This window comes from Streptomyces sp. NPDC002680 (assembly GCF_042889145.1).
Classification (GTDB): domain Bacteria; phylum Actinomycetota; class Actinomycetes; order Streptomycetales; family Streptomycetaceae; genus Streptomyces; species Streptomyces adonidis.
The window spans coordinates 357779-377984 of the sequence record NZ_JBIAQP010000001.1 but is presented as its reverse complement, the minus strand read 5'-3'; the positions used below and the strand labels follow the sequence as shown (position 1 = coordinate 377984).

Below are 20206 nucleotides of genomic sequence, written 5' to 3'. Positions count from 1 at the left end.
GGGGGACTGTGCGAGGGGGGCCGTGCGGGGCATTGATTGGTTCGGCTAAATAGGTTATCTATTTAAGCTGTACGGATGTGAGGGCAGCGGGCTCCAGGAGGCACCGTGGTCACGGTCGATGTGAAGCTGCACCAGGAGAGAGCCGAGCGAGACCTGCCGCAGCCCCGGCTCGTCATCGGCGGCAAGGACGTCACCGACACGAGCGGCGGACTCTACGAACACCGCAACCCGGCGACCGGCCTGATCCAGGCGCACATCCCGCTCGCGGGGCCCACCGAGGTGGACCAGGCGGTCGCCGCCGCACGCCAGGCCTTCGAGGTGTGGGGCACCATGCGCCCCGCCGAGCGGCGCCGGCTCCTCACCCGCTTCGCCCAGCTCCTCCGCGACCACATCCCCGACTTCGCGGCGATCTGCCCGCTGGAGAACGGCGTGTGCATCGGCGGCTGGGCGGACAACGTCGGGCCGTACGTCGCCGAGTGGACCGAGTACTACGCGGGCTGGGCCGACAAGATCGAGGGCATGGTCGGCGCCGCCTACAGCCCGCACGAGAACGTCGAGTACACGATTGCCGAGCCGTACGGCGTGATCGGCCACATCATCACCTGGAACTCGCCCGCCCTGTCACTGGCGATGAAGGTCCCGCCGTCACTCGCCGCCGGGAACACCGTCGTCATCAAACCGGCCGAGTCCACGCCGTTCTCCGCGCTGCTCTTCGCCGACCTCGCCCGTGAGGCCGGCCTCCCCGAGGGCGTCGTCAACGTCGTCACCGGACTCGGAGACGCCGGATCGGCCCTGGTCAGACACCCCGGCGTCGACAAGATCTCCTTCACCGGCGGTCCCGCCACCGCGCGCCGCATCATGGCCGACGCGGCACAGACCCTCAAGCCCGTCGTGTTCGAACTCGGCGGCAAGTCCGCCAACCTGCTCTTCGCCGACACCGACCTGGACACCGTCGTCCCGTACTGCGCGGCCTTCGCCATGAGCAACACCGGGCAGGGCTGCGCACTGCCCACCCGGCTGCTGGTCGAGCGCCCGGTCTACGACGAGGTCGTCGCGCGCGTCACCGGTGTCGTGGCCCATCTGCCTGTCGGCGACCCGCTCGACCCGACGACGTACATCGGACCCCTCATCAACGAGGCCGCCCGCGACCGCGTCCAGGGAATGATCGACAAGGCGGTCGCAGGCGGCGCGGGCCGGCTCGTCTTCGGCGGTGAACGCATCGATTCCGACGGCTACTTCGTCTCCCCGACCGTCTTCGCGGACGTCGACAACCGCAGCGACCTCGCCCAGCAGGAGGTCTTCGGTCCCGTCCTTGCCATCACCCCGTTCGACACGGAGGACGAGGCGGTCGCCCTCGCCAACGACACCGAGTACGGCCTGTCCGCGTACATCCAGTCCCGTGACATCGCGCGCGTCAACCGCCTGGTGCCGCGTCTGAAGGCCGGGACGGTCTACGCCAACCCGGGCCCGAACCCGATCACTTCGCCCGCGACCCCCTTCGGCGGCGTGGGCCTCAGCGGGTTCGGCAGGGAGGGCGGCAAGGCCGGTCTGGACGAGTTCATCAACGTCAAGGGCGTCGGCATCGGCCGTGCCTGACGAACCCTCACTTTCTGGAGCCAAGAGCATGCACCCAGCCCGCCGCCTGACGTTCGGCGACCTCATCCGCGAACACCGAAGGTCCTTCCCCGACGGCACCGCCCTCGTCGACGGCGAAGTCCGGCTCACCTGGCCGCAGTTGGACGAGCGCACCAACCGCCTCGCGAACGCCCTCGCCCAGGCGGGCGTCGGCCCCGGTGACCGCGTCCTGTGGCTCGGCCAGAACTCCTTCCGCATCTGGGAGCTGCTCGGCGCCGCCGCGAAGATCGGCGCCATGGTCTGCCCCGGCTACTGGCGCTGGGCCGCGCCCGAGATGGCCTTCGCGGTCGAGGACTTCGACCCGAAGGTCGTCGTCTGGCAGGACGAGGAGATCGGCGAGACGGTCGGCAAGGCGCGGGCCGAACTGGGCAGCGACCACCGGGCGTTGTGGCTCCGGCACGACACCGAGGGACCGGACTCGTACGAAGCCTTCCTGGCCGCCGGATCGCCCGAGGACCCGTCGGCCGACGTCGACCCGGACTCCGCGCTCCTCATCATCTACACCGCCGCGATCACCGGACGGCAGTCCGGCTCGATGCTCTCCCACCGGAACCTCCTCGCGATGGGCGCGAGCGCCGCCTGGATGGGCGACATCGGCACGGAGACCGCCTTCCTCGGCGCCGGACCCATGTTCCACATCGGCAACTACCAGTTCTGGGGCGTCCCCGCCTTCGTCCACGGCGGCAAGAACGTGATCGTCCGCCGCGTGGTCGCCGAGGAACTGCTCCCGCTGCTGGCGTCGGAGCAGTGCACCCACGCCTATCTGATGCCGCCGACCATCGCCCAACTCGTCGCCCTCAACAGGGAAGCGGGCCACGACCTCTCCCATCTGCGCGCCAGCGTCGCCGCCCCCCTGTGGCAGGGCACGGTCCCCACCGACACCAGTCGCTTCACCCGAAACGGCGGCGGCGAGGGCCGAGGCTACGGGCAGACCGAGGTGACCGGCTTCGCCGTGACCGGCGCCTACGGCGGCACGGGCACCGGCAACGCGGGACGCCCCGGCCCCTTCACCGCCGTACGCGTCCTGAACGGCACCGGCGAGGAGTGCGCGGTCGGCGAGGCGGGCGAGATCTGCGTCCGTGGCGACCTCGTGCACCTCGGCTACTGGAACCGGCCGGAGATCAACGAGGAGCGCTTCCGGCACGGTTGGTGGCACACCACCGACCTGGGGCGGCGGGAGCCCGACGGCACGATCAGCTTCCTCGGGACGACGACCCGCATGCTCAAGTCGGCGGCCGAGAACATCTTCCCCGCCGAGGTCGAGAACTGCATCGAGTCGCACCCCGGGGTGAAGGAGGCCGCCGTGATCGGCGTGCCCAACGAGCGCTGGGCCCAGGACGTCAAGGCCGTCGTGGTGCTCCACCCGGACACCGGCGGCGGGGTCACGGCGGCGGACGTCATCGAGCACTGCCGGGCGCGGATCGCCTCGTACAAGAAGCCGAAGACGGTCGAGTTCGTCGACGCGCTGCCGCGCACCAAGGACTTCGCCAAGGACTACGAGACGCTCGACGAGCGCTTCGGCGGTGGCGGCTATCCCGGCGGCGACACGCTGGGCGCGGGACGGTGACGCGGTGAACGGCCGCCAACCCGTCGTCGTCGGCGTCCACGCCACCGAACAGGCGCTGACGCTCCCCGACCGCGACGCCATGGACCTCGCCCTCGAAGCGGTGAGCGGCGCGATCGCCGACGCCGGACTCACCCCGGCGGACGTCGACGGCGCCCAGGTCGACTGGCCCGGCCCCGGAGGCGTGCCCGGCGAGGGCAGCTCCTGGGCGCGGATGCTCGGCCGGGACCTGCGCTGGACCAGCGACTCGATGCTCGACAACGCGGGCTCCCGGGGCCTGTTGAAGGCAGCGGCAGCTGTCCAGGCCGGCTTTGCGGACACCGTCGTCGTCGGCGGCTGCAAGCTGGTCTCGCGCGGCGCCGGTCCTGTCGGGGCGGGGGTGCCGCTGGAGTTCGCCGATGTGTGGGGCAGCTATGTCGTCGCCCAGTTCGCACTGGTGGCGGCCCGGCACATGCACGAGTACGGGACGACCTCCCGCCAACTCGCGGAGGTCGCCGCCACGATCCGCAACAACGGCACCACCAACCCGGAGGCGATGATGTACGGCCGCGGCCCGTACACCGCCGACGACGTGCTCGCTTCCCGCATGGTGGCCACACCGTTCCATCTGCTGGACTGCTGCATCGTCGGCGAGGGCGGCGCCGCCCTCGTGGTCACGACCGCCGAACGCGCCCGCGACCTCCCGCACCCGCCCGTCGCCGTACTCGGCGGCGGCATGGAGTACCACCAGGCCGCGTACGCCAACCCGGCCCTGCACCGGGAAGTCGGACAGCTCGGCCGGGACGCGGCGACCCGCGCCTACACCATGGCCGGCATCGGCGCCCACGACGTGGACGTCTTCTCCCTCTACGACCCCAACTCCTTCGAGGTCATACGCCAGTTGGAGGCCCTCGGGCTGTGCGGGGAGGGCGAGGGAGGGCCGTTGGCCGCCTCCGGTGCCATCGCCGTCGGCGGCAAGCATCCCGTCAATCCCGACGGCGGCTGTCTGGCGTACGCCTGGAACGGCACCCAGCAGATGACGCTCAAAGTCGTCGAAGCCGTACGGCAGTTGCGCGGCACCGCCGTGCACCAGGTCGAGGGCGCGGAGCTGGCCGTTGTCGGCAACGCCGGATCAGGGGCGCAGCACTACGAGATGAGCGTCCTCGGGAGGATGCGATGAGCCGGCCCGTACCCGTCCCCACCGAGCTGTCCCGGCCCTTCTGGGATGCGGCCCGGCGCGGTGAACTGGTCGTCCCGCACTGCCCTGGCTGCGGACTGCGATTCTTCGTGCCCGAGCCCGCCTGTCCCGGGTGCATGGCGCGGGACTGGCGGTACATGCCGAGTGCCGGCCGGGGAACCGTCTACTCGGTGACCGTCGTCCACCGGGCGCCGGGGCCCGGGTTCGACACGCCCTTCGCGCTGGCCGTCGTCGACCTGGACGAGGGCGGCGCGCTGCTGACCCACGTCGACGCGGGTGAGCCGGACAACGTGGTCATCGGCATGCGGGTCCGCGTGGACTTCCGGACGCTCACCGACGAGATCGCACTGCCGTACTTCGTACCGGACACGGGTGACTGAAGGAGATGGACGCAGTGGCGAACACGCCGGTACGGGTCCCCAAGATGGCCGAACTGGTCGCGGCACAGCTGCGCCGCAAGATCGTGCGCGGCGAACTGGCCGAGGGGGAGGCGCTGCCTGCCGAGACCGCGCTGATGGCGGAGTTCGCCGTGTCCCGGCCCACGCTGCGCGAGGCGTTCCGGGTGCTGGAGTCGGAGTCGCTGATCAGCGTGCGCAGGGGCGCCCGGGGCGGGGCGAGGGTGCAGACCCCGGAGGGCACGGTCGCCGCCCGCTACGCCGGGGTCGTCCTCGAATACCGGGGCACGACCCTCAAGGACGTGTACGACGCCCGTACGGTGATCGAGGCCCCGTGCGCCGGGCTGCTGGCCGAGCGGCGCACGGACGAGGACCTGGAGCGGCTGCGGGCCGCCGTCGCCGAGGCCGAGACCCTCATGGACGACCCGTCGGCGTTCATCCGCGCCCACATGGAGTTCCACGCCCTGGTCGTCGAACTGGCCGGCAACGAGACCCTCAGCGTCCTCAACGGCATGGTCCGCCACATCATCGACCAGGCGAACTGGTCCCACGTGGACCTCGACGCCGGCAGCCCCGAAAACATCCGCGCCAACCGCCGGGGCTTCCGAGCCCACGGCGCTCTCGTAGACCTGGTGGCAGCCCGCCGCACGGAGGCCGCCGAGGAACTGTGGCGCGTACACCTCCAGGAGGCCGAGGACTACCTGCTGCAGAACAGGTCCATGACCACCGTCCTGGACCTGCTCGGCTGACCCGGCCTCGGTCCGCGGCTCCCGGTCAGGAGCTCCGGGTGCGGGCGCGGAGCATACGGCTGACCGCGTCCGAGCGCTCCAGCAGCGTGGTGCGGACCACCGGGGCCGCCTCCTGGGACGCCTTCTGGGCTGTCTCGATGTACGCGGGGTCGATGGCGTGCAGTGGGAAGAGTTGCCTGGTGAAGGTCATCGCGGGGATCATTCCGCCCCGGTGGAGTTCGGTGATCAACCCCAGGTATTCGTGTGCGTAGGGTGCCAGCAGGGTCTCCTGGGCGGGGCGCCAGAAGGCCGCGGCCACATGGTGGACCGAGCTGACGGGCACGGTGCGGTCCACGGCCAGTTGCTGCCAGACCTCCGCCTTCGCCGAGGGGTCGGGCAGGGCGGCTCGTACCATGAGGACGCGGACCCAGGCGTCCGGGTCCGGGTCACGTTCGAGCAGGCGGGCGGTCTCGGACGAGACGTCCCCGCCCAGTTCCGCCTCACGGACCAGCGCACGCCAGCGCAAGTCCACGTCGTTGCCCGCCTGTTCACGGAGCCAGGCCAGGTCGTCGGCGTCCGTCGCGGTACGGGCCAGACCGCGCAGCGCGACCTGACGACGGCCGGGATTCGCGGCGAGACGCCGACAGACCGTCGCCAACTCCGCCGTCAGACCGGCGCGTTCGGCGGGCGGCGCCCACAGTTCGGCGATGTTCCCGGCGAGGTTCAGATACGGCTCGATGACGGCGTCGGAGGTTTCGGTCGCCAGCACCGCGGTCATGCAGCGCCCGGCTTCCGCCGCCGTGGCCTCGCCGGTCGTCAGCATGTCCCACACGGTGGCCCCGGCCGCGCCCCGGGAGATGGCCGTGGGCAGCTCCGCGGCAGCACGCAGCAGCGCGTCCCTGGTCGTGGGATCCGGCCGGGTCGTGGCGAAGGTCAGGTCGTCGTCGTTGACCAGCAGGAGGTCCGCCGTCGGCGGGAGGCCGACGACCGGGGTGCGGGCCTGTGTCACCTCGACCCGCACCAGGGCGCTGCGTTCCAGCGCCCCGCCGTTCCTGTCGTACGCCCCCACCGCCAGCACCTGCGGACGCGGCGTGCCGACCGCCACCAGGGTGACCGACTCGCCGTCACGCTCCAGCAGGAAGCGGTCGGTGCCCGCCGTCTCCAGCCAGGCCGTCCGCCAGGCGTCGAGGTCGCGCCCACTGGCCTCGGAGAGGGCGACGATCAGGTCCTGGAGCGTGGTGTTGCCCCATGCGTGGCGGGCGAAGTAGGCGGCCATGCCGGCCCTGAATCTCTCTTCGCCGACGTACGTCATGAGCTGCTGGAGAACGGAGGCGCCCTTGGGGTAGGTGATGTTGTCGAAGATCGACGCGGCCTGGGCGACATCGTGAATCGGCTGGTGGATCGGGTGGGAGACGGGTCCCTGGTCGGACAGGTACGCAATGAGCTTGCCGCCCACCAGATGGCCCGCCCAGGCGTCGGTGTACCGCGTGGCGCGCTCGGCCGCCCAGTGGCAGGCGAACTCCGCGAACGCCTCGTTCAGCCAGAGGTCGTCCCACCAACGCATCGTGACGATGTTGCCGAACCACATGTGCGCCATCTCGTGCAGCAGCACCTTGGCGAACAGCTCGCGCTCGGCGGGCGTCGGTACGGCCCGCCGCAGGTAGGCGTCCGACCAGGTCACGCAGCCGTAGTTCTCCATCGCCCCGCCGAACTCGGGCATGAACACCTGGTCGTACCGGCGCTGCGGGAACGGCATCGCGAAGACCTCGCCGTAGAAGGCGAGGCCCTGGCGGGTGAGGGTGAGGATCTCGTCGGCGTCGCGGTCGAGGACCTCGGCCAGCGAACGGCGGGCGTACAGGCCGAGGTCGTGCCCGTCGGCCTCGCGGCGGATCTCGTGGAAGGGGCCCGCGTTGACGACGGTGTTGTACACCGACAGGGGCGGGGTGTCCGGGAAGGTCCAGCGGCGGGCCGAGTCCAGCTCCTCGATGTGCGCGTCGCCCGAGTTGCTGGTGACGGTCCACGCGGTCGGGGCCGTGACCGTGAAGGCGTGCGGGGCCTTCAGATCGGGCTGGTCGAAGCACGCCCACACGAACCGGGCCTCGTCCGGCTCGAAGCTCATCCAGACGTAGACCTCGCCGTCCGCGGGGTCGATCGCCTTGTGCACACCCTCGCCCGTGGCCGTGTCGGCCTGGACACTCTCCACGCGCAGCACGTTGTGCGCGGCCAGGCCGGGGAGGGGGATACGGCCGCCGTCACCGGTGGCGGCGAGGGAGACGCTGTTCAGCGTGGCGCTGCGGATCTGTGCCGCGCAGTCCACGAAGGTCTCCGCACCCGGCTCGCCGCACGTGAACGTCACCGTCGAGACGCACCGGATCTCCGGCCCTTCCGCCAGGCCGGTGAGGTCGATGTCCACGTCGTACCGTTCGACCGCCAACAGCCCGGCCCGGCGTTCGGCTTCGGTACGGGTCAGGCTTCGGATCCCCATGCGTCGTCCTTCGTCAGCAGACATCGGACGTCAGCGTACGACGGAGATCGCCGATGAACGCAGGCAATTCACAAGGCTGCTTGATGCCCCATGCGGCTGTACGAGGATTCAGTTGTCGCGCAGCTCCCGCACGATCGGCTCCCACACCCCGGCGTCGATCTCGTACGCCGTGTAGAAGGACACCCGGTCGACCAGTGCCCCGTACCGGCGCCGTATCTCGCCCGCGACCCGGTCCGGCTCCGCCACCACCGCGAAGGTGTGCAGCACCTCGTCGTCGACGAGTCCGGTCATCACCTCCCACTTGTCCTCGCGCCGGGACGTGGACAACGCGTGCAGTTCATCGCCCAGTTCACCCCACCCGTGCAGCTCCAGCACCCCGCGATAGGCGGGAGTGCTGCCGTAGAAGGCGATCTGCGCCCGGGTGCCGTCGATCGCGCGGGCCATCTCCTCCTCCGTACGGCCGGTCGCGGTCAGCAGCAGATGGGAGACGGAGAAGTCGTCCCGCGTACGGCCGGAGGTGGCCAGCCCCGCCCCGACGGTCGGCAGGGTCACCTCCCGCAGATACCGCTCGGTGGTGAAGCCGTGGGCGAGGAGCCCGTCGGCGACCTCGCCCGCCACCCGGGTCATCGCCTCGCCGACCGCCGCCACGAACACCTTGGGCGGACCGCCGGGCGCGGGCGGGGGAGAGAAGAACGGGGACATCAGGGTGTGCGAGTAGAAGTCGCCGCGGAAGTCGAGCTTCTCGCCCTCGTTCCAGGCGGCCCAGATGGCGTGCAGCGCGCTCACGTACTCCCGCATCCGGGCCGCGGGCCGGCTCCACGGCATGTCGAAGCGCCGCTCGATGTGCGGCTTGATCTGGCTGCCGAGGCCGAGCGAGAACCGTCCGCCCGCGTAGGTCTGCAAGTCGTGGGCGGTGTAGGCGAGTTGCATGGGGGAGCGGGCGAAGGCCACCGCGATGGCGGTGCCGACCTCCAACCGGTCGGTGTGCTCGGCCGCCAGCACCAGCGGCAGGAACGGGTCGTGCTTGGACTCGGACGCCCAGAGACCGTCGTAGCCGGCCTTCTCGTGGTGCCGGGCCTCCTCGACCACCTCGGCGGTGCCCCAGACATTGAGCTTGCCGTCGACCTTCATGCCGCTCCTTCTCCTGTTCCTGTGCTCATGCGCTCATGCCGATGCGTCGCGCCAGCAGCTCCCGATGGAATGCCGGATCGCCGAACAGCAGCTGCGAAGTCTTCGCCCGCTTCAGATACAGATGGGCCGGGTGCTCCCAGGTGAAGCCGATACCGCCGTGGACCTGGATGTTCTCCGCTGCCGCCTGGAGACAGGCGTCGGAGCAGAACGCCTTGGCCAGACTCGCCACGGCGGGCAGTTCCGGGTCCTCGTTCTGGGCGGCGAGCAGCGCGTAGTGCGCGGCGGCGCGCGCCGACTCGACCTCCAGGAGGACATCGGCGAGCAGATGCTTCACGGCCTGGAAGGAGCCGATGGGCCGCCCGAACTGGTGGCGCACCTTGGCGTACTCGACCGCCATGTCGAGCGCCCGGGAGGCTACCCCGACCTGCTCGGCGGCCAGCGCCACCGCGGCCCGGTCGAGCACTTCTGCCACCAGGTCCCAGCCGTCGCCGTGCGTACGCAGCCGGGTCGCCGGTACGTCGTGATAGTCGAGGCGCGCCTGTCTGCGGGTCGGGTCCAGCGTGGGCAGCGGCTCCCGGGTCAGGCCGGCCGCGTCGCCGTCCACGACGAAGACGCCGATGCCGTCGTCGGTACGGGCGACGGTGAGGACGACATCGGCGGTGGCGCCGTCGAGGACGAATGTCTTGTGCCCCGTCAGCAGCCAACTCCCGTTGCTCTCCCGGGCGGTGAGGTCGACCCCCGCCGCGTCCCAGCGGGCGGAGTCCTCGGTCAGTGCCAGCGTCCCGATGAGTTCACCGGACGCCAGGCCGGGCAGCAGGCTCTTGCGGGCGTCCTCGTCGGCGGAGCGCAGCAGCGTGGTCGTCGCGAGCACCGCCGAGGACAGGAACGGCGCGCACAGCAGCGCACGGCCCATCTCCTCCATGACCACGCCCACTTCGACCGGCCCGCACCCGGCACCGCCGTACTCCTCCGGCACCGCCAGCCCCTGAAGCCCCAGCTCGGACCCCATCCGGCGCCACAGCGCCGGGTCGAAGCCCTCCGGGGTCTCCATCAGCCGCCGTACCTCGGTCTCCGGCGAGGTGTCCGCGAGGAACGCCCTTACCGTGCGCCCCAGTTCGGCCTGCTCCTCACTGAACGCGAAGTCCATGCCTCAGCCCTCCCCGCCGGCTCGGCGACCGGCACGGGACGCGATGATCTTCTCGACGACGGCGATGTGGTCCGGTGAGTGCATGCTGTCCCGCTCGGCGAGCAGCGCCGGTTCCAGTACGGTCGCGAGCGCCTGCTCCAGATGCAGGTTCACCGCGCGCTTGGTCTCGCGCAGTGCCTGCGCGGGCAGGGCGGCCAGCCGTCCGGCGAGGTCCATGGCCTCGTCCAGGAGCTTGTCCTTCGGTACGGCACGGTTGGCGATGCCCAGCCGGACCGCGTCCTCGGCGCTCACCCGGTCGCCGAGGAACAGCAGCTCCTTCGCCCGGGTCAGCCCGACCAGGAGGGGCAGTACGAGCGCCCCGCCGTCGCCCGCGACGAGCCCGACCTGGACGTGCGGATCGGCGATGTAGGCGTCGTCGGCGATCAGTACGAGGTCGCTGAGGAGGGCCAGGCTGCATCCGAGACCGACGGCGGGCCCGTTGACCGCAGAGATCACCGGCAGCGGGCAGCGGACCATGCCCGTGATGATCCGCCGGGCCTCTTCGACGTTCCGCTCCCGGAAGTCCCGATCGCGCTGGACTCGGGTCATGATGTCGAAGTTGCCGCCCGCGCTGAACGCCCGCCCGCGCCCGGTGAGCACGACCACCCGTGCCTCGGGATCGTCGGCGACCGTCTCCCAGACCGACGCGAGTCCGGAGTGCAACTCCTCGCTCATCGAGTTGAGTTGGTCCGGCCGGTTCAGCTCGATCAGCCGGACCGGTCCATGGGACGTCACCACCAGATCCGCCATGTCCACACCCACCGCCGCAATCCCAGAATGAGTCAGTAGAGTTGAATGGTATAACTAATTAAGCTCGCAGGGAACCGGTCGTGGAAGTGACGAGGCTGACGGAGGGCACGTATGCCGGAGCAGAAGTACGAGACCGTGCGGGCCGAGGTGGCGGACCGGATCCTCACCGTCACACTGAACCGCCCCGAGAAGCTGAACGCCTTCAACCCCCGGATGATGGCCGACCTCCTCGACGTCCTGGACGCGGCCGACGCCGACGACGACGTACGGGTGATCGTGGTGACCGGCGCCGGGCGCGGGTTCTGTGCGGGCGCCGATGTCAGCTCCGGGGGCACGTCCTTCGACCACCGCAAGGCCGGTGCCTGGCACCGGGACACCGGCGGCCGGGTCGCGCTGCGGATCTTCTCCAGTACGAAGCCGGTCATCGCGGCCGTCAACGGCCCGGCGGCGGGCGTCGGGGCCAGCATGACCCTGCCCATGGACATCCGGCTGGCGTCGACCTCGGCGAAGTTCGGGTTCGTCTTCGCGCGCCGTGGCATCGTGCCGGAGTCGGCGGCGAGCTGGTTCCTGCCCAGGGCCGTGGGGATGCAGCGGGCCATGGAATGGGTGGCGACCGGCCGGGTCTTCGGCCCCGACGAGGCCCTCGCGGCCGGTCTGGTCCGCTCCGTGCACGCACCCGAGGACCTGCTGCCGGCGGCGTACGAACTGGCCCGCGAGATCGCCGAGAACACCTCCGCGATCTCGGTCGCCCTCTCGCGCCAGATGATGTGGCGGATGCTCGGTGAACCCCACCCGATGGCCGCGCACCGGCTCGACTCGCGGATCATGAGCCAGATCGGCGGCGGCCCCGACCCCGTGGAGGGCGTCGAGTCGTTCCTCGCCAAGCGGCCGCCCGTCTTCCCGGGCCGGATCAGCGAGGACATGCCGCCCGTCTACCCCTGGTGGCAGGAGGAAGAGTTCCGGCCACTGGGGCCCTAGGTTCACGAGATCTGGCCGAAACATTGTCGTAGTGTGCGTGAAGTGTTAGCGTCCGCCCGGCGGGCATTCAGTTGAATGCGCTGAACCATTCACCGCTGGACGGTAACCATGAGCGATGGTTTCCTGCACGAATCCCTCCGCGGTGTCGACTGGGGGGTCGCCACCGCTGACACCCTCGCGGCCCCACCGCCGCACCCCGCCGAGCAGGCCGGTCACTTCCGGCAGTGGACCGACGACATCAGGCATCTGACCGGTGTCGCGGCCGACACGCACCGCATGGCCGCGGGCTGGCCGCAGCTCCAGCCCGACGGCCCCGGCGGCTGGGACCGGGCCGCCCTGGACCGCTGCGACCGCGCGCTCGACTCCCTCCTCGCACAGGGCACGCGGCCGAGCCTCACCCTGTTCGACCGCACACTGCCGCCCTGGCTGGACGCGGCGGGCGGCTGGCTCGCCCGCGACACCGCCGAGCACTTCGCCACGTACGCCGCCGAACTGGGCCGGCGCTTCGGCGACCGGGTGGAACGCTGGATCACCTCGACCGACCTGGCCGGGCCCACCCTCGCCGACCATGTGGCCGGAATGTACACACCGGGCCGGGGAGTCGGCCGCGCGGGCCTGGCCGCCGTCCATCACATCCTGCTCGCCAACGCCCTCGCCACCCAGGCACTCAGGGCCACCGGCGCCAGCGGCCGGATCGGCACCACGGTCACCCTCGTCGGCGGCTACGCGGCCACCGACGACCCCTACGACCGGCTCGCGCTGGAACGCCTGGAGAGCTGGACCAACCGCCTCTTCCTCGACCCACTGCTGCTCGGCGAGCACATGGTGACCGAGGACGACATCTCACCGGTGACGGCCACCGGCTGCGTACGCCCCGGCGACCTGGAGACCATCGCCACCGCACAGGACCTGCTGTCCCTGTCCTGGCACACCCCGTTCCGTGTCACCGCACCCGAGAACCTGCCGCGCGTGCTGCCGACCGCGCACTGCCGCAGCGCCCTCAACGAGGTGAACCGCCTGCTCATGGGCCTCGGCTTCGCGATCGTCCCCTTCGAGGACGTGGAGACCACCGCCTACGGCTGGCCGATCATCCCCGAAGGACTCGCCGACGCCGTCGCGGGCCTCTACGACCTCTACGGCGACCTGCTGCCACCGCTGTCCGTCGTGGACAACGGCATGGGCGACCTCGACCTGGTCGACGGCACCGGACACAGCGACGACACCCGCCGCCGGACCCTGCTGCGCGCCCGGCTCTCCTGGCTCGCGGGACTCGTCGCGGCCGGGGTCGACGTGTGCGGCTACGAGTACTGGTCGGTCCTCGACAATCTGGAGGCCAAGTTCCGCTACACCCGCCTCTACGCGATGGCCGTCCCGGACCACGAGCCCGGTCCGCGCCCCCCGATGCCCGCCGACTGGCTGCACGACGGCGCCTTCGCCGACGCGGCCACCGCACCCGAAGAGAGCCGCGCGGGCGGGCTGCGTCTGGTGCCGGCCGAGCCCCGGGTTCAGGGCGCCGGGGCCTCGTAGTCCCTGCCACGGATCAACCGGACCGGTGTGTAGACGAGCACTTCCTCGTCCCGCTGGTTGCGCACACTGATCCGGCTGGTGACCACACCCCGCCCGGGCCTGCTGGAGGCCCGGGAGCCCGTGGTCTCGACGACGGCGTACAGGGTGTCACCGACGTACACCGGCCCCTGGACCGTGAGTTCCATGTGCAGGAAGGCAAGCCCCGTGCCGTGCAGCACGTTCGTCTGGAGGACGAGGCCTTCGGCCATGGCGTACGTGAGCGCCCCCGGGACGAGCCGCCCGGTGTAGCCGCCGTCCGCCGCGTGCGAGGCGTCCCAGAAGAGGGGCTCGTTGAAGCCGCCCCAGGTGACGAAGTTGACGAGATCCGTCTCCGTGACGGTACGGCGGGCGGTCCGGAAGACCTGGCCCACCGGCATCTCCTCGTAGGTCAACCCCCGTACCAGCGGGGGGACTTCGGTGACGGTCTGCTCCAGTGACATGAACGGTTCCTCTCGTACGGGTGGTCGCGGGTGGTGGTCACAGGTCGAGCGGGTGCTTGCCGGCCACGCCCTCGAAGTCCGGGGCGCGCTTGTCGCGGTGGGCGGCGAGTCCCTCGACGACCTCGTGGCCCCCGAAGCCGAAGAACTCCAGCCCGAGCGAGGCCTCGAAGATCGGCTGCGCGGTGCGGTACCAGTGGTTGAGGGACCGCTTGGTCCAGCTGATGGCGCTGGCGGGCCCGGCGGCCAGGGCGGTCGCCACCCGCAGACCCTCGGCGTGCACGTCCGCGTCGTCCACGCACTTCGACACCAGCCCGATCCGCTCGGCCTCCTCGCCGGTGAGTGTCTCGCAGGTCAGCAGGTAGTACTTGGCCTTGGCCATACCGCACAGCAGCGGCCAGCAGATGGCGGCATGGTCACCGGCGGCGACCCCGAGCCGCGTGTGCCCGTCGACGATCTTCGCCGTACGGGCGGCGATGGAGATGTCCGCCAGCATGCCGATGACCAGTCCCGCACCGACCGCCGGGCCATGGATCGCGGAGACCACCGGCTTCGAGCAGTTGATCACGCCGTAGACCATGTCCCGGGCCTCGCGCATCACCCGGGCACGCACCGCGTACTCCTCGGTCATGGCGTCGATGGAGTCGAAGGTGCCGCCCGCCGAGAACGCCCTGCCCGCCCCCTGGACCAGCACCGCACGGGTCTGTTCGTCCCGGTCGACGACCGGCCAGATCTCGGCCAGCTCGCCGTGCATGCGCGGATCGACGGCGTTGAGGTTCGGGGCGTCGAGCACGATCCGGAGCACGCCGGGCGCGGGCCGCTCGAAGGTCAGGCTCGTGAACGGGGCGTAGAGATCGGTCACGTCGCGCTCCTGGTGTATTCAGTGCGGATACTATAATTATCTAACTGTATCGAGGGGTGGGCGGCAAGCAGCCCGCATGTGACATCGCACCGGGAAGCACTGCACCGGGGAACACCGCACCGAGGACGGGAAGCTCGGCATGGATCTCACCTTCAGCGAGGAACAGGGCGAACTCCGCAAGGTCGTACGCTCGTTCCTCGCCAAGCACTCCGACGAGACGGAGGTACGCCGCCTGGCCGCCGACCCGACGGGCCACGACCCCGTCGTCTGGCGGCGGATGGCGGGCGAACTCGGGCTCCAGGGTCTCGCCGTACCGGAGGAGTACGGCGGTTCGGGCTTCGGTTACGTCGACCTCGGCATCGTCTTCGAGGAGGCGGGCCGTGCCCTGCTGTGCGGCCCGTACTTCGCCACCGTGGCCCTGGCCGCCGAGGCACTGCTGCGCTGCGCCGACGAGCCCGCCCGTACCGATCTGCTCCCGGGCATCGCCTCGGGCGAGACGGTGGCCACGCTCGTGCTCACGGAGGACGGTGGCGGTTGGGACGAACAAGGCATCCGGCTCACCGCACAGGAGACGACGGACGGCTGGCGGCTGACGGGCACGAAGACATACGTCCCAGACGGACACCTCGCAGACCTGCTCCTGGTCGCCGCCCGCACCGAGTCGCCCGGCATCAGCCTCTTCGCGGTGGAGGTTGCGGACGCGCAAGGCCTCACCCGCACCCCCCTCCCCACCCTCGACCAGACCCGCAAACAGGCCAGGCTGGAGTTCACGGACACCCCGGCCCGGCTGCTCGGCACCGAGGGCGAGGCATGGCCGGGCCTCGAACGCACCCTCGCCACGGCTTCCGTCCTGCTGGCCGCCGAACAGGTCGGGGGAGCGGCGGCAGCCCTGGACGCGGCCGTGGAGTACGCGAAGATCCGCGAGCAGTACGGCAGGCCCATCGGCTCGTTCCAGGGGATCAAGCACAAGTGCGCCGACATGCTCCTGGAGATCGAGTGCGCCCGCTCGGCCGCGTACGGCGGACTGTGGGCGCTGGACTCGGGCGACGAGACGGAGATCGCGGTCGCGGCGGCCCTCGCGCAGGCCTTCTGCTCGGAGGCCTTCACCAAGGTGGCGGGCGACAACATCCAGGTCCACGGCGGAATCGGCTTCACCTGGGAACACCCCGCCCACCTGTACTTCAAACGGGCCAAGAGCAGCGAGACGCTCCTCGGCACACCGTCGTACCACCGCGAACTGCTGGCCGCCCGGCTCGGCATCTGATCGTCGGCAGAGGAGCAGAGGAGAGGTCATGGAACTGGACTTCGGGCCCGCCGTACGCGACTTCCGCGACGAGGTGCGGGACTGGCTGGCCGACCATCTCGTGGGGGAGTTCGCGGAACACCGGGGCGTGGGCGGACCCACCGACGGTGAGGCCTGGGAGGTCCGCCTCGCCTGGGACCGCGAACTGTCGGCCGGCCGGTGGCTGGGCGTCGGCTGGCCGCAGGAGTACGGGGGCAGAGGGCTGGGCCTCCTGGAGGAGATCGTCTTCGAGTACGAGTACGCCCGCGCGAACGCCCCCTACCGGGCCACCGTCAACGCCCTCGACCTGCTCGGCCCGATGCTGCTCCAGGTGGGCAGCGAGGCGCAACGGAAACGCTTCCTGCCACCGATCCTCGCCGTCGAGGAACTGTGGGGCCAGGGCTTCAGCGAACCCGGCGCCGGCTCCGACCTCGCCTCGGTCCGCACCCGGGCGGAACGCGACGGCGACGAGTGGGTGGTCAGCGGACAGAAGGTGTGGACGTCCTTCGGTATCCACGCGGACTGGCTGTACGCCCTGACCCGCACCGACCCGGACTCCGTACGCCACAAGGGCCTGACCTTGCTGCTCCTGCCCACCGGCCAGCCGGGCGTGGAGATCCGCCCGATCCGGAACCTCGCCGGCCAGGACGAGTTCGCCGAGGTGTTCCTCTCCGACGCACGCACCGGCGCGGACATGGTCGTGGGTGAGGTCGGCCAGGGCTGGCGCACGGCGATGGCCACCCTCGGCATCGAACGAGGCACCACGCTCCTGCCCCAGCAGCTCACCTTCGAACGGGAGGCGGAGGCGCTGATCGACCTCGCCCGGGCCCGGGGCGCGCTCGACGATCCGATGCTGCGCCGCCGGATCGTGGACGCCTGGATCTCCGTACGCATCATGCGCACCACCAACCTGCGGACCCTCGCCGAACTGACGGCGGGCCGCACTCCGGGCGCGCAGTCCGTCACGGCGAAGCTGTACGCGTCGACGCGGCACCAGCAACTGGGCGATCTGGCCATGGAGTTGGCGGGCCCGGCCGCACAGATCGTAGGCGAGGACTACGGCTTGAACACCCGGCAACGCTCGTTCCTGCTCTCCCTCGCGGAGACGATCTACGGCGGATCGAGCGAGATCCAGCGCAACATCATCGGCGAGCAGCTGCTCGGCCTCCCGAAGGAGCCCCGCCCATGAGCACCGTCGAGGAGCGGCTGGACCGCGTCGAGTCGCACCTGGCGATCCAGCAACTGCCCATCCGCTACGCGCTCGCCGTCGACGCCCGGGACCTCGACGCCTGGGTCGGCTGCTTCCGTCCCGACGTGGACATGGGGCGTCATGGCCGCGGGAGGCAGGTGCTGCGCCGGCAGATCGAACCCCTGGTGCGTGGCTTCCGGCGGTCCGTCCATCAGATCTGCGGTCACCGGGTCGAGTTCACCGGCCGGGACACGGCGACCGGTGCGGTCTACTGCCGGGCCGAGCACGAGGTGGGGGACCGGTGGATCGTCATGGCGATCTGCTACCGGGACGACTACGCGCGCGTGGACGGAGAGTGGTACTTCTCCCGGCGCCGCGAACAGCACTGGTACGCGGCGGATGTGACGGAGCGCCCGCAGTCGGTGGGCTTCCGTGGCTGGGAGGGGTCCGGGGAACCGGCGTTGCCCGAGGCGTTCCCTTCGTGGGCGCCTTTCTGGAAGGAGACGTGATGACACGGTTGTCCGGGAAGACGGCGCTGATTACCGGCGGAGGGCAGGGCGTGGGGCGCGGTATCGCGCTGGCGCTGGCCGCCGAGGGGGCGTGTGTGGTGATCACCGGTCGCACGGAGAACAAGCTGAAGGACGCGGCCGACGAGATCCTGGGGCGCGGTGGACGGGTGCACACGGTCGTCGGGGATGTGGGGGAGCGGGCGGATGTCGACCGCATGGTGGCGGAGACGGTGGAGGAGTTCGGCGGGCTGGACGTACTGGTCAACAATGCCCAGTCCTCGGTCCAGCGCCGGCTGGAGCACACCTCCTACGACGATGTCGAACTCACCTACCGCAGCGGCCCGTTGGCCACGTTCCACGCGATGCAGGCGGCTCTGCCGTATCTCCGGGAGAGCCGGGGCAGTGTCGTGAACCTCGGGTCGTCGGCGGCGGTGCAGGGGGAGGTGAGTTTCGCGGCGTACGCCATGGCCAAGGAGGCGGTCCGGGGGCTGACGCGGGTGGCCGCGCGGGAGTGGGGGGTGTACGGGATCCGCGTGAACGTCGTGTGCCCGGCGGCGCTGAGTCCGGCGGCGGAGGCGTATTTCGCGGAGCATCCGGAGAAGGCGGCGAGTGTGGTCGCGGGGATTCCGCTGGGGCGGATGGGGGATCCGGAGAGGGATATCGGGCGGGCGGTGGTGGCGTTGGTGAGTGATGACATGGGGTATCTGACGGGGGCGACGCTGATGCTGGAGGGCGGGCGGACGTTGATCGGCTGAGGCGGGGTTTGTTTCGCCCCCGCCGCCCCTACCCGTCCCATCCTTCTGGGGGCTGCGCCCCCAGACCCCCCTTTGTCGCGCTGAACGCGCTCGTCCTCAAACGCCGGACGGGCTGAGTGGGTGGTGCGGGCCGGCGTTGAAGAGGCACCGCCTGTACTTCGGAAGCGGCGGGGGTGGGCTGGGCGTGGTTGTCCTCGGACGCCGGCCGGGGTTTGATCTTTTAGCCCGTCCGGCGTTTGAGGACAAGGCCCGTTCAGGGCCGTAGCGGGGGTCTGGGGGCGCAGCCCCCAGAAGGATGGGACGGGTAGGGGCGGCGGGGGCGAGGAAACCGCCTCACACGACCCCCCGCCCCCGCAGCTCCACCAGCTGACCCTCCGTCACCCCAACCAACTCGCCCAGCACTTCCGCCGTATGCTCCCCCAGCGCAGGCGGTGCCACGTGCCCCTCCACGGGAGTCCCCGTCAACCGGATCGGATTCGCGAGCATCGGCAGGCGGCGCCCCGACACCGGATCCTCCACCTCGACCAGCATTCCCCGATGCCGTATCTGCGGATCCGCGAAGACATCCGGCAACTCGTTGAACGGCCCCGCAGGGACGTCGTGTTCGTCCAGTACCGCCAGCCACTCGTCCCGCGTCCGAGTCCGCAGGACCCCCGCCAGCACCGGCAGAATCTCCACGCGATGAGCAATCCGCGCGGACGTCGTCGCGAACCGCGGATCCTGGAGCAGATCTGTCCGCCCGGCCGCCGCGCAGAACCCGGCGAACTGCTTGTCGTTGCCCGCGACGAGGAAGATCGGCTTGTCCGCGCACTGGAACGCCTGGGAGGGAATCCCCCCGTACCCACCGTTCCCGCGCCGCTCCGGAACCTCCCCGGAGACCAGGTAGTTCATCGCGAAGTGCGACAACGAGGCCAGACCGCAGTCCAGCAGGGACAGGTCGATGAACTGGCCCTCACCGGTGACGTCCCGGTGCCGCAGGGCGGCGAGCACGGCCGTGGCGGCGTACAGCCCGGTGAGGATGTCGACCATGCTGACGCCGACCTTCATCGGCTCCTCCGGATGCCCGGACACGCTCATCATCCCGGACATGGCCTGGAAGATGCCGTCGTAGCCCGGACGCCCGGCATACGGTCCCGTCTGGCCGAAGCCCGTCACCGACAGGTACACCAGTCGTGGGTTCAGCTCCCGCAGACTCTCCTGGTCCAGCCCGTACTTCGCCAGCGTCCCCGCCCGGAAGTTCTCGACCAGCACGTCCGACCGCGCGGCGAGCGCACGGATCAGCTCCTGCCCCTCGGCGGTGGCGTGGTTGACGGTGACCGACCGCTTGTTGCGGTTGCAGGCGAGGTAGAAGGCGGCGGTGTCCGTCCGGTCGCCCTCGCCCTCGGGCCCGGGCGCGAAGGGCGGGCCGTAGGTCCGTGAGTCGTCCCCCGTTCCGGGCCGCTCGACCTTGATGACGTCGGCGCCCAGGTCGGCCAGCATCTGGGTGGCCAGCGGCGCGGCGAGGATGCGGGACAGATCGAGGACACGGATCCCGGCCAGTGCGGTCGACGGCATCGAGACTCCTCCCTGTGGAACTA

At 70.7% G+C, this 20206-nt stretch carries 18 protein-coding genes; 11 read left to right on the top strand and 7 right to left on the bottom strand.

Translation table 11 applies throughout. The annotated features are described in order from the left end of the window. Positions 1 to 105: 105 nt before the first annotated feature. The 5 genes from ACFYXF_RS01630 to ACFYXF_RS01610 are packed head-to-tail and all read left to right on the top strand — an operon-like array spanning position 106 to position 5520. On the top strand, positions 106 to 1596 hold the full coding sequence (locus ACFYXF_RS01630) for an aldehyde dehydrogenase family protein (RefSeq protein ID WP_389346951.1): 1491 nt from the start codon (positions 106 to 108) through the stop codon (positions 1594 to 1596). 28 nt (positions 1597 to 1624) lie between these two features. Continuing rightward, positions 1625 to 3202 (top strand): AMP-binding protein, encoded by a 1578-nt coding sequence (locus ACFYXF_RS01625; RefSeq protein WP_389346949.1) that lies wholly within the window; start codon positions 1625 to 1627, stop codon positions 3200 to 3202. Beyond that, positions 3159 to 4358: a thiolase family protein gene (locus ACFYXF_RS01620; RefSeq protein ID WP_389346947.1), complete on the top strand. Its 1200-nt coding sequence runs from the start codon at positions 3159 to 3161 to the stop codon at positions 4356 to 4358. Before ACFYXF_RS01625 ends, ACFYXF_RS01620 begins: the two co-directional genes overlap by 44 nt. Continuing rightward, positions 4355 to 4756, top strand: a complete 402-nt coding sequence (locus tag ACFYXF_RS01615; RefSeq protein WP_389346945.1) for a Zn-ribbon domain-containing OB-fold protein — start codon at positions 4355 to 4357, stop codon at positions 4754 to 4756. Before ACFYXF_RS01620 ends, ACFYXF_RS01615 begins: the two co-directional genes overlap by 4 nt. Positions 4757 to 4761: 5 nt before the next feature. Then, positions 4762 to 5520 (top strand): FadR/GntR family transcriptional regulator, encoded by a 759-nt coding sequence (locus tag ACFYXF_RS01610; protein WP_369031423.1) that lies wholly within the window; start codon positions 4762 to 4764, stop codon positions 5518 to 5520. A 25-nt stretch (positions 5521 to 5545) separates the two neighbouring features. Here the strand turns inward: ACFYXF_RS01610 and pepN are convergent, their stop codons facing one another. From pepN to ACFYXF_RS01590, 4 genes are all read right to left on the bottom strand, one after another. Then, entirely contained in the window at positions 5546 to 7984 is a 2439-nt protein-coding gene (gene pepN / locus ACFYXF_RS01605; RefSeq protein WP_389346942.1) for an aminopeptidase N, read from the bottom strand. A gap of 108 nt (positions 7985 to 8092) precedes the next feature. Then, entirely contained in the window at positions 8093 to 9115 is a 1023-nt protein-coding gene (locus ACFYXF_RS01600) for a TIGR03617 family F420-dependent LLM class oxidoreductase (protein WP_389346940.1), read from the bottom strand. Between the two features lie 25 nt (positions 9116 to 9140). Beyond that, complete coding sequence (locus tag ACFYXF_RS01595) at positions 9141 to 10262, bottom strand: acyl-CoA dehydrogenase family protein (RefSeq protein WP_389346938.1); 1122 nt, start codon at positions 10260 to 10262, stop codon at positions 9141 to 9143. A gap of 3 nt (positions 10263 to 10265) precedes the next feature. Next, positions 10266 to 11051: an enoyl-CoA hydratase/isomerase family protein gene (locus tag ACFYXF_RS01590; RefSeq protein WP_389346936.1), complete on the bottom strand. Its 786-nt coding sequence runs from the start codon at positions 11049 to 11051 to the stop codon at positions 10266 to 10268. Between the two features lie 111 nt (positions 11052 to 11162). On the opposite strand from ACFYXF_RS01590, the gene ACFYXF_RS01585 reads away from it, so the two are divergent. Together ACFYXF_RS01585 and ACFYXF_RS01580 are read left to right on the top strand one after the other, a co-directional pair. Continuing rightward, positions 11163 to 12029 (top strand): crotonase/enoyl-CoA hydratase family protein, encoded by an 867-nt coding sequence (locus ACFYXF_RS01585; RefSeq protein ID WP_389346934.1) that lies wholly within the window; start codon positions 11163 to 11165, stop codon positions 12027 to 12029. Positions 12030 to 12137: 108 nt separating this feature from the next. Continuing rightward, positions 12138 to 13556 (top strand): family 1 glycosylhydrolase, encoded by a 1419-nt coding sequence (locus ACFYXF_RS01580; protein WP_389346932.1) that lies wholly within the window; start codon positions 12138 to 12140, stop codon positions 13554 to 13556. On the opposite strand, the gene ACFYXF_RS01575 is transcribed toward ACFYXF_RS01580, so the two are convergent. Further along, positions 13535 to 14035 (bottom strand): MaoC/PaaZ C-terminal domain-containing protein, encoded by a 501-nt coding sequence (locus tag ACFYXF_RS01575; RefSeq protein WP_389346930.1) that lies wholly within the window; start codon positions 14033 to 14035, stop codon positions 13535 to 13537. The two genes, ACFYXF_RS01580 and ACFYXF_RS01575, sit on opposite strands and share 22 nt — an antisense overlap. 37 nt (positions 14036 to 14072) lie before the next feature. Next, positions 14073 to 14894 (bottom strand): enoyl-CoA hydratase/isomerase family protein, encoded by an 822-nt coding sequence (locus ACFYXF_RS01570; RefSeq protein ID WP_389346928.1) that lies wholly within the window; start codon positions 14892 to 14894, stop codon positions 14073 to 14075. A gap of 139 nt (positions 14895 to 15033) precedes the next feature. Here ACFYXF_RS01570 and ACFYXF_RS01565 point away from each other — a divergent pair, with 139 nt between their 5' ends. Genes ACFYXF_RS01565 through ACFYXF_RS01550 form a run of 4 tightly spaced genes read left to right on the top strand, consistent with a single transcriptional unit; the run spans position 15034 to position 18629 of the window. Beyond that, the gene (locus tag ACFYXF_RS01565) at positions 15034 to 16158 is read left to right on the top strand and encodes an acyl-CoA dehydrogenase family protein (protein ID WP_389346926.1); all 1125 of its coding nucleotides are present in this window, start codon (positions 15034 to 15036) and stop codon (positions 16156 to 16158) included. A gap of 28 nt (positions 16159 to 16186) precedes the next feature. Beyond that, positions 16187 to 17365: an acyl-CoA dehydrogenase family protein gene (locus ACFYXF_RS01560; protein WP_389346924.1), complete on the top strand. Its 1179-nt coding sequence runs from the start codon at positions 16187 to 16189 to the stop codon at positions 17363 to 17365. Further along, a complete protein-coding gene (locus ACFYXF_RS01555) occupies positions 17362 to 17874 on the top strand; it encodes a nuclear transport factor 2 family protein (protein WP_389346921.1) in 513 nt (170 codons plus the stop codon). The genes ACFYXF_RS01560 and ACFYXF_RS01555 overlap by 4 nt, the downstream gene beginning before the upstream one ends. After that, complete coding sequence (locus tag ACFYXF_RS01550) at positions 17874 to 18629, top strand: SDR family NAD(P)-dependent oxidoreductase (protein ID WP_389346919.1); 756 nt, start codon at positions 17874 to 17876, stop codon at positions 18627 to 18629. The genes ACFYXF_RS01555 and ACFYXF_RS01550 overlap by 1 nt, the downstream gene beginning before the upstream one ends. Before the next feature lie 333 nt (positions 18630 to 18962). On the opposite strand, the gene ACFYXF_RS01545 is transcribed toward ACFYXF_RS01550, so the two are convergent. Further along, complete coding sequence (locus ACFYXF_RS01545; RefSeq protein WP_389346917.1) at positions 18963 to 20183, bottom strand: CaiB/BaiF CoA transferase family protein; 1221 nt, start codon at positions 20181 to 20183, stop codon at positions 18963 to 18965. Between the last annotated feature and the right edge of the window lie 23 nt (positions 20184 to 20206).

What these genes read in the sequence shown, in the direction of transcription:
- ACFYXF_RS01615 (WP_389346945.1), top strand. Translation starts at nt 4,355, where the DNA reads ATGAGCCGGCCCGTACCCGTCCCCACCGAGCTGTCCCGGCCCTTCTGG.
- pepN (WP_389346942.1), bottom strand. Translation starts at nt 7,984, where the DNA reads ATGGGGATCCGAAGCCTGACCCGTACCGAAGCCGAACGCCGGGCCGGG.
- ACFYXF_RS01560 (WP_389346924.1), top strand. Translation starts at nt 16,187, where the DNA reads ATGGAACTGGACTTCGGGCCCGCCGTACGCGACTTCCGCGACGAGGTG.
- ACFYXF_RS01555 (WP_389346921.1), top strand. Translation starts at nt 17,362, where the DNA reads ATGAGCACCGTCGAGGAGCGGCTGGACCGCGTCGAGTCGCACCTGGCG.
- ACFYXF_RS01545 (WP_389346917.1), bottom strand. Translation starts at nt 20,183, where the DNA reads ATGCCGTCGACCGCACTGGCCGGGATCCGTGTCCTCGATCTGTCCCGC.
- ACFYXF_RS01625 (WP_389346949.1), top strand. Translation starts at nt 1,625, where the DNA reads ATGCACCCAGCCCGCCGCCTGACGTTCGGCGACCTCATCCGCGAACAC.
- ACFYXF_RS01600 (WP_389346940.1), bottom strand. Translation starts at nt 9,115, where the DNA reads ATGAAGGTCGACGGCAAGCTCAATGTCTGGGGCACCGCCGAGGTGGTC.
- ACFYXF_RS01575 (WP_389346930.1), bottom strand. Translation starts at nt 14,035, where the DNA reads ATGTCACTGGAGCAGACCGTCACCGAAGTCCCCCCGCTGGTACGGGGG.
- ACFYXF_RS01590 (WP_389346936.1), bottom strand. Translation starts at nt 11,051, where the DNA reads ATGGCGGATCTGGTGGTGACGTCCCATGGACCGGTCCGGCTGATCGAG.
- ACFYXF_RS01580 (WP_389346932.1), top strand. Translation starts at nt 12,138, where the DNA reads ATGAGCGATGGTTTCCTGCACGAATCCCTCCGCGGTGTCGACTGGGGG.
- ACFYXF_RS01595 (WP_389346938.1), bottom strand. Translation starts at nt 10,262, where the DNA reads ATGGACTTCGCGTTCAGTGAGGAGCAGGCCGAACTGGGGCGCACGGTA.
- ACFYXF_RS01610 (WP_369031423.1), top strand. Translation starts at nt 4,762, where the DNA reads ATGGACGCAGTGGCGAACACGCCGGTACGGGTCCCCAAGATGGCCGAA.
- ACFYXF_RS01585 (WP_389346934.1), top strand. Translation starts at nt 11,163, where the DNA reads ATGCCGGAGCAGAAGTACGAGACCGTGCGGGCCGAGGTGGCGGACCGG.
- ACFYXF_RS01565 (WP_389346926.1), top strand. Translation starts at nt 15,034, where the DNA reads ATGGATCTCACCTTCAGCGAGGAACAGGGCGAACTCCGCAAGGTCGTA.
- ACFYXF_RS01550 (WP_389346919.1), top strand. Translation starts at nt 17,874, where the DNA reads ATGACACGGTTGTCCGGGAAGACGGCGCTGATTACCGGCGGAGGGCAG.